At 63.5% G+C, this 15,113-nt stretch carries 13 protein-coding genes; 11 read left to right on the plus strand and 2 right to left on the minus strand.

Annotation, left to right across the window (positions count from 1 at the left end):
• Window positions 1–42: 42 nt before the first annotated feature.
• The 9 genes from SPBM01_RS04345 to SPBM01_RS04385 all read left to right on the plus strand — a co-directional run bounded on the left by SPBM01_RS04345 (window position 43) and on the right by SPBM01_RS04385 (window position 11,676).
• Window positions 43–1,575, plus strand: coding sequence for an acyl-CoA carboxylase subunit beta (locus tag SPBM01_RS04345; RefSeq protein ID WP_188064173.1), 1,533 nt, complete (start codon window positions 43–45; stop codon window positions 1,573–1,575).
• Window positions 1,576–1,689: 114 nt separating this feature from the next.
• Complete coding sequence (gene mce / locus SPBM01_RS04350) at window positions 1,690–2,127, plus strand: methylmalonyl-CoA epimerase (RefSeq protein ID WP_188065546.1); 438 nt, start codon at window positions 1,690–1,692, stop codon at window positions 2,125–2,127.
• Between the two features lie 171 nt (window positions 2,128–2,298).
• The gene (scpA, locus tag SPBM01_RS04355) at window positions 2,299–4,464 is read left to right on the plus strand and encodes a methylmalonyl-CoA mutase (RefSeq protein ID WP_188064174.1); all 2,166 of its coding nucleotides are present in this window, start codon (window positions 2,299–2,301) and stop codon (window positions 4,462–4,464) included.
• Window positions 4,461–5,465, plus strand: a complete 1,005-nt coding sequence (gene bioB, locus SPBM01_RS04360) for a biotin synthase BioB (protein WP_188064175.1) — start codon at window positions 4,461–4,463, stop codon at window positions 5,463–5,465. The genes scpA and bioB overlap by 4 nt, the downstream gene beginning before the upstream one ends.
• 253 nt (window positions 5,466–5,718) lie before the next feature.
• A complete protein-coding gene (locus SPBM01_RS04365) occupies window positions 5,719–5,946 on the plus strand; it encodes a hypothetical protein (RefSeq protein ID WP_188064176.1) in 228 nt (75 codons plus the stop codon).
• Window positions 5,947–6,082: 136 nt separating this feature from the next.
• Window positions 6,083–8,068 (plus strand): acetyl/propionyl/methylcrotonyl-CoA carboxylase subunit alpha, encoded by a 1,986-nt coding sequence (locus SPBM01_RS04370; protein ID WP_188064177.1) that lies wholly within the window; start codon window positions 6,083–6,085, stop codon window positions 8,066–8,068.
• Window positions 8,069–8,106: 38 nt separating this feature from the next.
• The gene (locus SPBM01_RS04375) at window positions 8,107–8,949 is read left to right on the plus strand and encodes a class I SAM-dependent methyltransferase (RefSeq protein WP_188064178.1); all 843 of its coding nucleotides are present in this window, start codon (window positions 8,107–8,109) and stop codon (window positions 8,947–8,949) included.
• Window positions 8,950–9,014: 65 nt separating this feature from the next.
• Window positions 9,015–10,604 (plus strand): MFS transporter, encoded by a 1,590-nt coding sequence (locus SPBM01_RS04380; protein ID WP_188064179.1) that lies wholly within the window; start codon window positions 9,015–9,017, stop codon window positions 10,602–10,604.
• 25 nt (window positions 10,605–10,629) lie between these two features.
• The gene (locus SPBM01_RS04385; protein ID WP_188064180.1) at window positions 10,630–11,676 is read left to right on the plus strand and encodes an alanine racemase; all 1,047 of its coding nucleotides are present in this window, start codon (window positions 10,630–10,632) and stop codon (window positions 11,674–11,676) included.
• Between the two features lie 96 nt (window positions 11,677–11,772).
• Here SPBM01_RS04385 and SPBM01_RS04390 read toward each other — a convergent pair whose 3' ends face one another.
• Window positions 11,773–12,945 (minus strand): acetyl-CoA C-acetyltransferase, encoded by a 1,173-nt coding sequence (locus SPBM01_RS04390; RefSeq protein WP_188064181.1) that lies wholly within the window; start codon window positions 12,943–12,945, stop codon window positions 11,773–11,775.
• Window positions 12,946–12,995: 50 nt separating this feature from the next.
• Complete coding sequence (locus SPBM01_RS04395) at window positions 12,996–14,084, minus strand: alpha/beta fold hydrolase (protein ID WP_188064182.1); 1,089 nt, start codon at window positions 14,082–14,084, stop codon at window positions 12,996–12,998.
• On the opposite strand from SPBM01_RS04395, the gene phaR reads away from it, so the two are divergent.
• Together phaR and SPBM01_RS04405 are read left to right on the plus strand one after the other, a co-directional pair.
• Complete coding sequence (phaR, locus tag SPBM01_RS04400; RefSeq protein WP_188064183.1) at window positions 14,083–14,685, plus strand: polyhydroxyalkanoate synthesis repressor PhaR; 603 nt, start codon at window positions 14,083–14,085, stop codon at window positions 14,683–14,685. The genes SPBM01_RS04395 and phaR overlap by 2 nt on opposite strands.
• A gap of 15 nt (window positions 14,686–14,700) precedes the next feature.
• Window positions 14,701–15,045 carry a hypothetical protein gene (locus SPBM01_RS04405; RefSeq protein WP_188064184.1) on the plus strand — a complete coding sequence of 115 codons (345 nt, stop codon included), beginning with the start codon at window positions 14,701–14,703 and terminating at the stop codon, window positions 15,043–15,045.
• The last annotated feature ends 68 nt before the right edge of the window (window positions 15,046–15,113 follow it).

Genomic DNA, 15,113 nt, shown 5'->3' on the forward strand with positions numbered 1-15,113 from the left:
GCAGCATCCACGAAAGTCCGCACTGCCCGGAGAGATGCCTGTATGTCGAAGCTCGCCATCATCGAACAGCTGGAAGCCAAGCGCGAAGGTGCGCGCATGGGTGGCGGCCAGCGCCGCATCGACGCGATGCATGGCAAGGGCAAGCTGACCGCGCGGGAGCGGGTCGAGGTGCTGCTGGACGAGGGCAGTTTTGAAGAACTCGACATGTATGTCGAACATAATTGCACCGATTTCGGCATGGACGAAGCGCATATCCCCGGCGACGGCGTGGTGACGGGTTCCGGCACCATCAATGGCCGTTTGGTGTTCCTGTTCAGTCAGGATTTCACCGTTTATGGCGGCGCAGTGTCGGAACGGCACGCGATGAAAATCTGCAAGATCATGGATATGGCGCTGAAAGTCGGCGCGCCGGTCATTGGCCTGAACGACAGCGGCGGCGCGCGGATTCAGGAGGGCGTGGCTTCGCTCGCGGGCTATGCGGAGATTTTCCAGCGCAATGTGCTTGCGAGCGGCGTGGTGCCGCAGATCAGCGTCATCATGGGGCCATGCGCGGGCGGGGCGGTCTATTCGCCCGCGATGACCGACTTCATCTTCATGGTGAAGGACAGCAGCTTCATGTTCGTGACCGGGCCGGACGTGGTCAAGACGGTGACCAACGAAGTCGTGACGCAGGAGGAACTGGGCGGCGCGGTGACGCACACGACCAAGTCGGGCGTGGCGGACGTGGCGTTCGAAAATGATATCGAGGCGCTGCTGGCGGTGCGCGATTTCGTGGACTTCCTGCCCGCGTCGAACAAGGAGCCGGTGCCGGAGCGGCCGAGCGCCGACCCGTGGGACCGGATCGAGCCGAGCCTGGACACGCTGATCCCCGCCAACGCGAACCAGCCCTATGACATGCACGAGCTGATCAGGAAGATCGTGGATGAAGGCGATTTCTTCGAAGTGCAGCCGGCGCACGCGGGCAACATCATCTGCGGCTTTGGCCGGGTCGAAGGGCGCACAGTGGGTATCGTCGCCAATCAGCCATTCGTGCTGGCGGGCGTGCTGGACATCAACTCGTCCAAGAAGGCCGGGCGTTTCGTGCGCTTCTGCGATGCGTTCGAAATACCGATCGTGACGCTGGTGGATGTGCCGGGCTTCCTGCCGGGGACGGCGCAGGAACATAATGGCATCATCAAGCATGGCGCGAAGCTGCTGTTCGCCTATGCCGAAGCGACGGTGCCGAAGATCACCATCATCACGCGCAAAGCCTATGGCGGGGCCTATGACGTGATGGCGTCCAAGCATCTGCGCGGCGATTTGAACTATGCCTGGCCGACCGCCGAAATCGCGGTGATGGGGGCCAAGGGCGCGGTCGAGATCATCTTCCGTGGCAAGACGGCGGACGAGATTGCCGAACGCACGGCAGAATATGAAGCGCGCTTCGCCAACCCGTTCGTGGCGGCATCAAAGGGGTTCATCGACGAGGTGATCCAGCCACATTCGACGCGGCGGCGGATTGCGCTGGGCCTGCGGAAACTGCGCAACAAGGCGCTGGAAAATCCGTGGAAGAAGCATGACAATATTCCGCTTTGACTAAGGTCCGTCATCCCCGCGAAGGCGGGGATCCATCTCCGGGCCTCGCGCCTTGGGATGGGGTGGGAGATGGATTCCCGCCTTCGCGGGAATGACGAAGTTTAGGAACGCATGATGAAACTCGGTCGTCTCAATCATATCGGTGTTGCCACGCCGTCGCTCGAAAAGAGCATCGCTTATTATCGCGATGTGATGGGTGCGACGACAATTCACGAACCGTTCGACCTGCCTGCGCAGGGGGTGAAGGTGTGCTTTGTCGATACGCCGGGGGAGAATGGCACAAATGGCACGCAGATCGAGTTGATCGAGCCGTTCGATGCGGCGTCGCCGATCACCGCGTTCATCGCCAAGAACCCGGCCGGGGGGCAGCATCATATGTGCTATGAAGTGGCCGACATTCTGGAAGCCAAAGCGTGGTTCGAGGCGAAGGGTGCGCGGGTGCTGGGCGAGCCGCGCATCGGGGCGCATGGCACGCCGATCTTCTTCGTGCATCCCAAGGATATGAACGGGGTGCTGACCGAGATTATGGAGACGCCCAAGGAGGCGCACTGATACCACCCCTCCCGCAAGCGGGAGGGGCAGCAAGACTGGGGGCTGCGCAGCAGACCCCTAGTCGCAGCGGGGTGGGCATGGGATAGCCCACTCCAACTTCGGCTAGCCAACAAGTTGGCAAGCCTGCGTATCCTCTCCCGCTTGCGGGAGAGGAATAAGGGTAGAGCAAAGATGACCGACAAGCCGACTCTGGATCAATGGGCCGCTGCTGCGACGAAGGAAGTGAAGGGCGCGGACCTGACGTGGCAGACCCCGGAAGGGATCGCTGTCAAGCCGCTCTACACCGCCGACGATGTGACCCCGGATAAGGTTGGCGATCCGGGCCTGCCGGGCTTTGCGCCGTTCACGCGCGGGGTGCGCGCGTCCATGTATGCGGGGCGTCCCTGGACCATTCGCCAATATGCGGGCTTTTCGACGGCGGAGGAATCCAACGCTTTCTATCGGCGCAATCTGGCAGCCGGGCAGAAAGGCTTGTCGGTCGCGTTCGATCTGGCCACCCATCGCGGTTATGACAGCGACCATCCGCGTGTGACCGGCGATGTCGGCAAGGCGGGCGTGGCGATTGACACGATCGACGACATGAAGATTTTGTTCGACGGTATTCCGCTCGACAAGATGAGCGTGTCGATGACGATGAACGGCGCGGTCATTCCGATCCTTGCCTTCTTCATCGTCGCGGGGGAAGAACAGGGCGTCGACCGCAAATTGCTCGACGGGACCATCCAGAACGACATCCTCAAGGAGTTCATGGTCCGCAACACCTATATCTACCCGCCCGAACCATCGATGCGGATCATCAGCGACATTTTCGGTTACACGTCGCGCGAGATGCCCAAGTTCAACAGCATCTCCATTTCCGGCTATCATATGCAGGAAGCGGGCGCGACGCAGGTGCAGGAATTGGCCTTCACCATCGCCGACGGCATGGAATATGTGAAATATGGCGTGGCGTCGGGGCTGGACATCGACAAGTTCGCAGGCCGCCTGAGCTTCTTTTTCGCCATCGGCATGAATTTCTTCATGGAGATCGCCAAGCTGCGGGCCGCGCGGGTGTTGTGGCACCGGGCGATGACGCAGTTGGGCGCGCAGGACGAGCGGTCCAAGATGCTGCGCACCCATTGCCAGACGTCGGGCGTGTCGCTGACCGAGCAAGACCCGTATAATAACGTCATGCGCACCACGATCGAGGCGATGGCCGCGATGCTGGGCGGCACGCAATCGCTGCACACCAATGCGCTGGACGAAGCAATTGCCCTGCCCACCGATTTTTCCGCCCGGATCGCGCGCAACACGCAGATTGTCATTCAGGAAGAAACCGGGATGACCAAAGTGGTCGATCCGCTGGGTGGGTCTTATTATGTCGAGGCGCTGACCCAGCAGCTGGTCGATGAAGCCTGGGCCATCATCGAAAAGGTGCAGGCCGATGGCGGCATGGCCAAGGCCGTGGCGGCAGGATGGCCCAAGGCGATGATCGAGACGGCGGCGGCGGCGCGGCAGGCGCGGGTCGATCGCGGTGACGACGTGATCGTGGGCGTGAACAAATATAAGCTGGCGACCGAGGATTTCCTGGAGACGCTGGACATCGACAATGCAGCGGTGCGCGAAGGGCAGATTGCGCGGATCAACCGGGTGAAGGCACAGCGCGACGATGCGGTATGTCAGGCCGCGTTGCAGGCGTTGCGCGATGGCGCGGCGCAGCCGTCGAGCATCGAGAACAACCTGCTTGCGCTGGCGGTCGAGTGCGCCCGCGCGCGCGCTACGCTGGGCGAGATTTCCGCCGCGATGGAGGAAAGTTTCAATCGTTACGGCACGCAGCCGACGCCGGTGAAGGGCGTCTATGGCGCGCCCTATGCCGGTGACAGCCGCTGGCAACAGGTTCTTGACGGCGTGCAGGCCGTCGAGCGGCGCCTCGGTCGCAAGCCCAAACTGCTCGTCGCCAAGATGGGGCAGGATGGGCATGACCGGGGCGCCAACGTGATTGCGTCCGCGTTCGGGGACATGGGGTTCGACGTCCTGTCGGGTCCGCTGTTCCAGACGCCGGACGAAACGGTGGTGCTGGCGTTGCAGAACGACGTCGATGTGGTCGGCGCTTCGTCGCTGGCGGCGGGCCACAAGACGCTGATCCCCGACCTGATCGCGCAGTTGCGCGCGGCCGGGCGCAGCGACATCAAGGTGATTGCAGGCGGGGTCATTCCGCCCAAGGATTATGACTTCCTTCGTGACGCAGGCGTCCAGGGCATTTATGGACCGGGCACCAACGTCGTGGAAGCGGCAGCCGACGTGCTGCGCCTCCTCGGCCACAACATGCCCCCTGCGGGGATCGAGGACGCTGCATGAATAGCCTGACTGCCCGTAACGACTGGACCCGCGCCGAAATCGCCGCGCTGTTCGACCTGCCCTTCAACGACCTGATGTTCGAAGCGCAGGCGATCCATCGCGCGAATTTTCCGCGCAACGAGGTGCAGCTTTCGACTTTGCTGTCGATCAAGACCGGCGGTTGCCCGGAAGATTGCGGCTATTGCAACCAGTCGGCGTCGGCGGAAAGCGGCTTGAAGGCCGAAAAGCTGATGAGCGTGCAGGCGGTGATGCAGGCAGCGGCGCAGGCGAAGGACGCGGGCAGCTCGCGTTTCTGCATGGGCGCGGCGTGGCGCAACCCCAAGGAACGGGACATGCCCGCCATCGTCCAGATGGTGCAGGGCGTGCGCCAGATGGGCATGGAAACATGCATGACTTTGGGGATGCTGAGCGAGGGGCAGGCCAAGGTGCTGGCCGACGCGGGGCTGGATTATTACAACCATAATATCGACACGTCGCCTGAACATTATGAGAAGGTGATTACGACGCGGACCTTTGGCGACCGGCTGGAAACGCTGGAAAATGTGCGCAATTCGGGGATCAACGTCTGTTCCGGCGGGATCGTGGGCATGGGCGAGACGCGCGAGGATCGCGTCGGCTTTCTGCACGCGCTGGGCGTGTTGCCGACCCATCCGCAGAGCGTGCCGATCAACGCGCTGGTGCCGGTCAAAGGCACGGTGTTGGGGAACATGCTGGCCGACACGCCGCTCGCCAAGATCGACGAGATCGAGTTTGTGCGGACGGTGGCGGTGGCGCGGATCGTGATGCCGGAGAGCATGGTGCGGTTGAGTGCCGGGCGTGAGAGCATGTCGGAGGCGTGTCAGGCTTTGTGCTTCATGGCGGGTGCGAACAGCATCTTTACTGGGGACAAGCTGCTGACCACGGCGAACGCGGGCGACAATGCAGACGCGGCTTTGTTCGCTAAGCTGGGCGTGGTGCCGATGCAGGCCGAGGTTAAGGTTGCGATGGAGGCGGCTGAGTGAGTTTTGCGCGGCGTCCTCTTAAGCCCCTCCCCTTTAGGGGAGGGGTTGGGGTGGGGCCTATCCTCATGACGCGCCGCGTGGGGCAACCCCCCACCCCCAGCCCCTCCCCTGAAGGGGAGGGGAGCCAAGGTCGGCGCAACTTCGTCACCCCGGATTTAATCCGGGGTCCCGCTGTTCTTCTGGCGCTGCGTTGGAAGAAAGCGGGATGCCGGATCAAGTCCGGCATGACGAGTGTGGGTGGGGTTATTGCTGCATGATCCGCGTCTCCACACTTCGTCATGCTGAACTTGTTTCAGCATCCATCGTGCAATCGCGAGCGACGGTGCGTGGGGAGGAATGGACCCTGAAACAAGTTCAGGGTGACGAACGGTTGGGAAATGTTGGCGTGAAGGCTTGGCCGATGGTCATGCTTTTTCTCGCCATCCTGATCGGCTTTGGTTGGATTATGTTGGACGTCGGCATGTTCATGCACGGCGATTGAAAATACCCCGTTCGCCCTGAGCGAAGTCGAAGGGCTGAACTGAACGAAGTGAAGTCCTTTCGCTCCGCTCAAGAGGAGGCTTCGACTTTGCTCAGCCCGAACGGAATTAGAAATTTGGACTGGGACAGGGAATAAAATGGCAATCACCAAGATCCTGATCGCGAACCGTGGCGAAATTGCGTGTCGTGTTATGCGCACGGCCAAGAAGATGGGTATCAAGACCGTGGCGGTCTATTCCGATGCCGACAGCCGCGCGCCGCATGTGTTGATGGCCGACGAAGCCGTGCATATCGGCCCGTCGCCTGCCGCGCAGTCCTATCTGATCGCCGACAAGATCATCGCGGCGTGCAAGGCGACTGGCGCGGATGCGGTCCACCCCGGCTATGGTTTCCTGTCCGAGCGGGAGAGTTTCCGTAAGGCGCTGGACGCCGAGGGGATCATCTTCGTCGGGCCGCCCGCCAATGCGATTGCGGCGATGGGCGACAAGATCGAGTCCAAGAAGCTGGCGCTGGCTGCTGGCGTCAATGTCGTCCCCGGCTTCGTCGGCGTGATCGACGATACCGAACATGCCGTCCGCATCTCCAACGAGATTGGCTATCCGGTGATGATGAAGGCATCGGCTGGCGGCGGCGGCAAGGGGATGCGGCTGGCCTATAGCGAGCAGGATGTCCGCGAAGGGTTCGAGGCGACCAAGCGCGAGGGGCTGAACAGCTTTGGCGATGACCGCGTGTTCATCGAAAAGTTCATCGAAAGCCCGCGCCATATCGAAATTCAGGTGCTGGGCGACCAGCATGGCAATATCGTTTACCTCAACGAACGCGAATGTTCGATCCAGCGCCGCCACCAGAAGGTGGTCGAGGAAGCGCCTTCCCCCTTCGTCACGCCCAAGATGCGCAAGGCGATGGGTGAGCAATGCGTCGCGCTGGCCGCCGCGGTCGGCTATTTCAGTGCGGGGACGGTCGAACTGATCGTGTCGGGCGCGGATACCACGGGGGAGGGCTTCTACTTCCTGGAAATGAACACTCGGCTCCAGGTCGAGCATCCCGTCACCGAGGAAATCACTGGCGTCGACCTGGTCGAACAGATGATCCGCGTGGCCAATGGTGAGAAGCTGGGCTTCACCCAGGACGATGTGAAGATCAACGGCTGGTCGATCGAAAACCGGGTCTATGCCGAAGACCCCTATCGCGGGTTCCTGCCTTCGACGGGTCGTTTGGTGCGTTACAATCCGCCCGAAGCCGTCAATGGCGTGCGCGTGGATGATGGCGTGGAGGAGGGGGGCGAAGTGTCCATCTTCTACGACCCGATGATCGCCAAGCTGATTACATGGGCGCCGACGCGCCTCGAAGCCATCGACAAGCAGATCGCGGCGCTGGACCGTTTCGAGATTGAAGGGCCGGGGCATAATATCGATTTCGTGTCGGCGCTGATGCAGCATGAACGCTTCCGGTCGGGTAACATCACCACGGGTTTCATTGCGGAGGAATATCCCGACGGATTCCAGGGTGCGCCTGCATCGCCCGAACTGCTGGTGCGGCTGGCGGCGATCGGTGCCTTTGCGGCGATGGCGCAGGCCGACCGGGCGCGGCGGATCGACGGGCAGTTGGGCAAGCGCCTCGCCCCGCCGACCGGCTGGCAGGTCAAGATCGGGGACGCGGTACATGACGTGCTGATCGACGGCGATGACGTGACGGTGGATGGCGAAGAACTCGACATGGCGCTGGAATATACGCCGGGCGACCGGCTGATCGAGGCGGAATTTGGTGACGAGGAACTGAGCGTGCGGATCGCGCCGGTGCGGTCGGGCTTTGTGCTGACGGCGCATGGGGCCAGCCACACGCTGCGCATCCTGCCTGCGCACGCGGCCCCCTTTGCCGCGCATATGATCGAAAAAATCCCGCCCGACCTGTCGCGCTATCTGATCTGCCCGATGCCGGGCCTGCTGGTCGCGCTGCATGTGGGTGAGGGCGACAAGGTCGAGGCCGGGCAACCGCTCGCCGTGATCGAGGCGATGAAGATGGAGAATATCCTGCGCGCGCAAAAGGCGGGCGTGGTGAAAACTGTGTCGGCCAAGCAGGGCGAAAGCCTGGCGGTGGACGCGATCATATTGGAAATGGAATAGGCTTTGCGCGACCGGGCCATGCGTGGGATGGACAGTCCATGACAAGGCTGAACACCCATGAATGGACCGGCGCGACAGGCGATGTATGGGCGCAGGAATGGCGCCGGACCGACCGTAGTTTCGGCGATCTGGCCGATCATCTGAACCGCGCTATTCGGGCCGCGATGCCCGATGGCCCGGTCCGGGTGGCGGACGGGGGGTGCGGCGCGGGGGCGACCAGCATTGCAACGGCGTCGATGCGCGATGACGTGCAGGTCGTGGGCATCGACCTGTCGCCCGGATTGCTGGCCATCGCGGCGGATCGGGCGGCGGATTTGCCCAACTGCACCTTCCTTGCCGGAGCGGTCCAACAGGTGATGGGCGATTTGCCGCCGTTCGACCTGATCGTATCGCGCCATGGCGTGATGTTTTTTGACGATCCGGTGGCGGGCATGGCCGCCATTCGCGCGGCGGCCAAGCCGGGCGCAAATATCGTCTTTTCCTGTTTTCGCGATGTCGGGTCGAACCTGTGGGCGAGCGAGATTGCCACGGCGCTGGGCGTGCCGCCGCCGGGCGCGGATGCAGGCTATGCGCCCGGTCCTTTCGGCTTTGCCGACGCGGCGTTCGTGCGCGCGACGCTGCATAAGGCGGGTTGGGGCGATGTGGCGGGCGATCCGGTCGACATTGCCTATCGCGCGGGGGAAGGCGCCGACGCGGTGGCCGATGCGGTGGAGTATTTTGGCAGGATCGGGCCGGCGGCCCGCGCGATCAAGGCAGCATCGGCGGCCGATCGTCCCGCGATGATGGATGCGATGGCGCGGGTGTGCGAACGCCACGCAAGCGAGGGCGCGGTGGATTTTCCTGCCGCTGCGTGGATATGGACGGCGCGCAACCCGGATTGATCCGCCCACGGCTTGCCGTCGCACGCCAAACGCGGCAGTGATGCACGAAACAGGCGGGGGTGGGCGTGAGCGAGGCAGTCGGCGGCGATTATGTGATGGACGCGAAGCGCGACCGGCTGGTCATTACCGCGTCGGCGCTGGGCACTGTGTTCGAATGGTATGATTTCTATATCTATGGCGTGCTGGCGCCCATCATCGGACGGACATTTTTTCCGACCGACAATCCCACGGTAGAATTGTTGTATACGCTGGCGGGGTTTGCGATCGGCTTTGCGTTCCGGCCGATCGGCGCGGCGCTGTTTGGCTATCTGGGCGACAGGCTTGGGCGCAAATATACGTTTCTGGCGACGATCATATTGATGGGCATCGCGACGGCGGGCGTGGGGCTGACGCCAGCGGCGGCCAGCATCGGCGTGGCTGCGCCAATCTTCCTGATCGCGTTGCGGATTGCGCAGGGGCTGGCGCTGGGCGGGGAATATGGCGGCGCGGCCATCTATGTCGCGGAACATGCGCCGCCGGGCAAACGCGGTTTCTATACCAGCTTCATTCAGGCGGGCGTGATCGGCGGGTTCATCCTGTCGCTGGTCGTGGTGGTCGTGACGCAGGCGATCGTCGGGCCGGAAATATGGCAGGCATGGGGATGGCGCATCCCCTTTCTCTTCTCGCTCGCGCTGCTGGCCATTTCATTGTGGATGCGGTTGATGCTGAGCGAAAGCCCGGTGTTTCTGGCGATGAAGAAGGCGGGGGCGCAGGCGAAAAACCCGTTGAAGGAAGCCTTTACCGCGGCGGGTAACAAGAAACGCATGTTCGTGGCGATGATCGGCATTGCGGCGGGCTTTACCGTCATTGCCTACACGGTGATGTTCCAGGCGCTCTATTTCCTGCAAAGCGGGCTGCATGTGTCGGCGGGCATGGCGCAATTGCTGGTCGGGGGCAGCGCGCTGCTGGGCATCGGCAGCTTCATCTTCTTTGGCTGGCTGTCGGACAGAGTGGGGCGGCGGCGACCGATCATCATCGGCTATGCGCTGGTGCTGCTGTTGGCGGTGCCGATCTATCAGTTCATGGGCGCGACCGCGAACCCGGCGCTGGCGCAGGCGGCGCAGCGCGCGCCGGTGGCCGTCAGCGGGCCGGATTGCAGCTTCGATCCCTTCGCGAAGGTGCAGCCGACCGCGTGCGGCAAATTGCTGGACCATTTTTCCAAGCGCGGCATATCCTATGACAAGGGCGTGGGCGCTGTTCCCGCCGTCCATGTCGGGGGCGTCGCGGTGAGGGACCTGAGCGCGGACGGGCTGGACGCGGCGCTGGCACGGGCGGGCTATCCCACTGGCACAGTCACGCCCGACTGGCGCAGCGCGATGCTGTTGTTTCTTGCCATGTTGCTATTGTGGACGCTGTCGGGGGCGACCTATGGGCCGGTGGCGGCGTTGTTGTCGGAATATTTTCCCGCGCGCATCCGCTATTCGTCGCTGTCGATCCCCTATCATATCGGGACCGGATATTTTGGCGGTTTCCTGCCGCTGGTCAGCCAATATATCGTCGCGCGGACGGGCAATCCCTATGCGGGGCTGTGGTATACGCTGGCCGTCGTGGCGATGGCGCTGGTGACATGCCTGATCGCGCTGCCTGAAACGAAGGATCGCCCCCTCGACGCCTGAGCGGGGGCGCGCTATCGGCGGGGGGATGACTGGCTATATCGCTCCGCTGCGCCTTGCCCTTGACGGGGCGGCGCTTGTTTCCAACTGGCGCTGGCTGGCGGGGCAGAGCGGCGATGCGGCGTGCGGCGCGGCGATCAAGGCCGACGGCTATGGGCTGGGCGCGGTTGCAGTGATGCAGCGGTTGATGGCGGCGGGGTGCCGCGACTTCTTCGTATCCAACTGGGGTGAGGCGGCGATCGTGGAGCCGTTGCTGACCGATGGCGTGGGCCTGTCCGTGCTGCATGGCGTGCGCGACGTTGACATGGAACAGGCATTGGCGTCGCGGGCGCGGCCGGTGCTGTGTTCGCCGGTGCAGGTGGCGCGCTGGCTGGCGGCAGGTGGCGGGCCGTGCGATGTCATGGTCGATACCGGCATGAACCGGCTGGGGCTTGACTGGCGCGAGGATGTCAGCGGGCTGATCGATGGGCTGGCGGTCGACACGCTGATGAGCCATCTGGCGTCGGGCGATGAGGATAGCGGGCTGAACGCTGTGCAGCGCGCGCGCTTTGTCGATGTTCGGGCGGGGGCGCAGGCGCGGCGCTACAGCCTGGTGAACAGCGCGGGCATTTGTCTGGGCCGCGATTATGCCTTCGACCTGACCCGGCCCGGCATCGCGCTCTATGGCGGGGTGCCGCGCAGGGAAGCGGCAGGGCATATCGTGCAGGTCGTGCAACCGCAGGCGCAGGTCGTGCAGCGGCGGCGCGTGCGGGCGGGCGACACGATCGGCTATAATGCAACGCATCTGGCCAGCGCCGACATGGACATTGCGGTGTTGAACCTGGGCTATGCCGATGGCTATCTGCGCGGATTTTCGGGTAAGGGCGCGGCGACATGGCGCGGCGCGGGGTTGCCGGTGGTCGGGCGCGTGTCGATGGACCTGATCGCGGTGGATGTCAGCGGGGCGCGCGGCGTTGGGGAGGGCGACTGGCTGGATATGGCCTATGCGTTGCCCGACGCGGCGAACCTGTCGGGCTTGTCGCAATATGAATTGCTGACCGGGCTTGGCGCGCGGTTCGACCGGGTTTGGGGGTAGGCAGCGGATCAATCGTCCCACTATGGGGGATGATTTGAAACAGAAAAGGCCGCCGCTCCGAACCGGAGCGGCGGCCTTTTGTTCGTCAGCTTAGGATCAGCGTTCGATGCACATCGCAACGCCCATGCCGCCGCCGATGCACAGCGTGGCCAGACCCTTTTTCGCGTCGCGCTTGCCCATTTCGTAGAGCAGGGTGGTCAGCACGCGCGCGCCCGATGCGCCGATGGGGTGGCCGATGGCGATCGCGCCGCCATTGACGTTCACCTTTTCCGCGTCCCAGCCCAGTTCCTGGCCGACCGACAGCGCCTGCGCCGCAAAGGCTTCGTTCGCTTCGATCAGGTCGAGGTCGGCGATCGACCAGCCCGCCTTTTCCAGCGCCTTGCGGCTGGCCGGGGCAGGGCCGATGCCCATGATCGAGGGATCGACGCCGCAGGTCGCAAAACCCGCGATCCGGCCCAGGATCGTCGCGCCACGCTTGGCAGCGGCGTCGGCGGTCATCAGCACCAGCGCAGCCGCGCCGTCGTTGATGCCGCTGGCATTACCCGCCGTGACGGTGCCGTCCTTCTTGAAAGCGGCGCGCAACGCCTGCATCGCTTCGATCGTGGCACCGGCGCGGATATATTCGTCGGCGGACACGATGGTGTCGCCCTTGCGCCCCTTGATCGTGATCGGCACGATTTCGTCGGCGAAGCGGCCGCTGGCGCGGGCGGCTTCGGCCTTGTTCTGGCTGGCGACGGCGAAGGCATCCTGCGCATCGCGGCTGATCTGATATTTCTCGGCCAGATTTTCGGCAGTGATACCCATATGATAGCCGCCAAATGCATCGGTCAGGCCGTCATGAATCATCGTGTCAACGAGCGTGACCGGACCCATTTTGCTACCGGCGCGCAGATATTGCGCGTGCGGGGCGAGCGACATGCTTTCCTGCCCACCGGCGACCATGATGCTGGCGTCGCCAGCGCGGATCGCCTGCGCCGCCAGAGCGACGGCGCGCAGGCCCGAACCGCACAACTGGTTCAGGCCAATGGCGGTGCGTTCCACCGGGATACCGGCGTTGACGGCGGCCTGACGCGCGGGGTTCTGGCCCTGTCCGGCGGACAGCACCTGACCCAGAATCACTTCGTCCACTTCTTCGGGGGCGACGCCAGCCTGTGCCAGTGCGGCGATGATCGCCTGACGTCCCAGTTCGTGCGCCGGAGTCGATCCGAACGCCCCCATGAAGCTGCCGACGGCCGTGCGCTTGGCGGCGGTGATGACGATGTCTGACAAAGGCGATATCCTCACATTATTGGGTCATGTTTTCGCAGGCGCACATAGCATCATCCGCCATGGGTGAAAAGCCATCGGGAGAGGGGCGACCACAGGGTTTCGTGCGCTTTTCGGCCAATGACCATTCCGACATGGCCAAGATGCAACTGCCAGTCCTCATCCAGATCGGGCGCGGCGTTCGCAGGCACGATGCGATCGGTGGTGGAGCGGACGGATAGCGACGGGCAGCGCAGGGCGGCAAGGTCCATCATGCGGCCCGCAACGCTCCAGCGGCCTTCCCCGGTGGCATTCCCGGCATAGAGATGGTCGAACAGGTCGCGCCCCGCCGCAAAGCTGAGCGGGGGACCGGCATTGGCCCAATCCTCCACCGCCATGAAGGCGCGGGCCTGATCCGACCCGTCCTCCATATCGGCAAAGGCGGCATATTTGGCGATGGTGCGGGCCGGGTCCATGGCCCAGAAACCCGATTGCAGCACTTCCATCGGCACATAGCCCAACCGTTCGCACAGCGACCGTGCGCCGTTCCACAACGTGGCGATTTCCTGCCGGTCGGCATCGGGGAAGCCGTCGAATGTCCATGGCGACGCAATGGTCGCTATGGCACGCACCGGGTGCAGCATCGCCGCAGCAAGCGCCAGCGTACCGCCCAGGCAATAGCCCACCAGGATCGGCGGACGCGGCAGCGCGGCGATTAGCGGCAGCAGCCGGTCAGTGACATGCCTGTCCAGTCCCATTGCCGCGTCGTGCGCCGATGGCGTTCCCCAATCGACCAGGCAGGCATTATGCCCCGTTGCGGCCATGTGGCGCAGCATGGACGCCCGTTCGGACAGGTCCAGCACTTGCGGCGGATTGATGAGCGAGGGGATGAAGATGACCGGCGCGCGGCCATTATCAACACCATAGCGCACCATACGCGCGGCACCCGCCTGTGCCATCACGGGCGGGGCCGGGGGCGGGGATGGACGGCGGGCGTGCTGATAGCGGCGAAGACCAATGAAGGCGCGTCGTCTCAGTTCGGGATTCCCTTCCGTTTCGCGCCATAAAATATTGAGAAAAAGGGGTAAAGGCCGCGGCCCATGTTGCGGTGCGGCATCGCCATATGCTATTGCGGGATGCACAGGTTTGGGAGAGGAATCCATGGCCAAGTCCAAGACGGCGAGTGATACAGAGCCGGTCATCATCAAGAAGTACGCTAACAGGCGGCTTTATAACACCGAAACTTCCAGTTACATCACGTTGGACCTGCTGTCGCAGATGACGCGCGAAGGACGGATGTTCACGGTGGTCGATGCCAAGAGCGGCGAAGACATCACCCATAATGTGCTGACCCAGATCATCATGGAAGAAGAACAGCGTGGCAAGAACATGCTGCCGGTCAACTTCCTGCGTCAGTTGATCGCCATGTATGGCGATTCGATGCAATCCATGGTGCCGCAATATCTGGAAGCGTCGATGGACAGTTTCCGCAAGAACCAGTTGCAGTTTCAGGAAGCGATGCAGGGTGCGTTCGGTGGCGGCCCGCTGGCCGAAATCGCCAAGCGCAACATGCAGATGTTCGAAGCGGCTACGACTGCGTTCAAGGGCGCAGGCGGGGTCATGCCGGGCGTTCCGGGCATGATGGGCGCTGCTGGTGCCAGTTCCGGGACAGCGCAGCCGGTCGAAACCGCCAAGGATGACGAGATCGCCGATTTGAAGGCGCAACTCGCAGCGCTGAATGCCAAGATCGACAAGCTGGCCTGATGACGGGGCATTTCCATGGCCAAGGCTGACCGGCTGGAGCGGCTGGACGTGCGCAGGATAGAGCTGGAAGCGGACTATCATGACGCGCTGGTCGCTGCGCTGCGCACGGCGGCGGGCGGTGTGTGGGGCTTGTTCGATCATAAGCCCGACAAGGCGGCGCGCAGCCGCACGTCGCCGGTCGTCGCGGCGCTCGACGAACTGGCCAGCGACATAGACGCCGTGCGCGATCAATTGGGGCTGGAGCCTTTTGCCCTGCACCAGTCCTTCCTTGCCGCGCGGGGTCCGGTGGCGTCCGACGCGCCGGGCGAACCGAAGCAGGCGCGGGCGTGGCTCGAAAAACTGGGCGTCGGCGTTAGCTGATAGTCGGGGCTGGACGGGGACGGCGCGCATGGCCTATTGCGCGCCATCCATTCCCTACAGCAGGCAAG

This window comes from Sphingobium sp. KCTC 72723 (assembly GCF_014280435.1).
GTDB lineage: Bacteria > Pseudomonadota > Alphaproteobacteria > Sphingomonadales > Sphingomonadaceae > Sphingobium.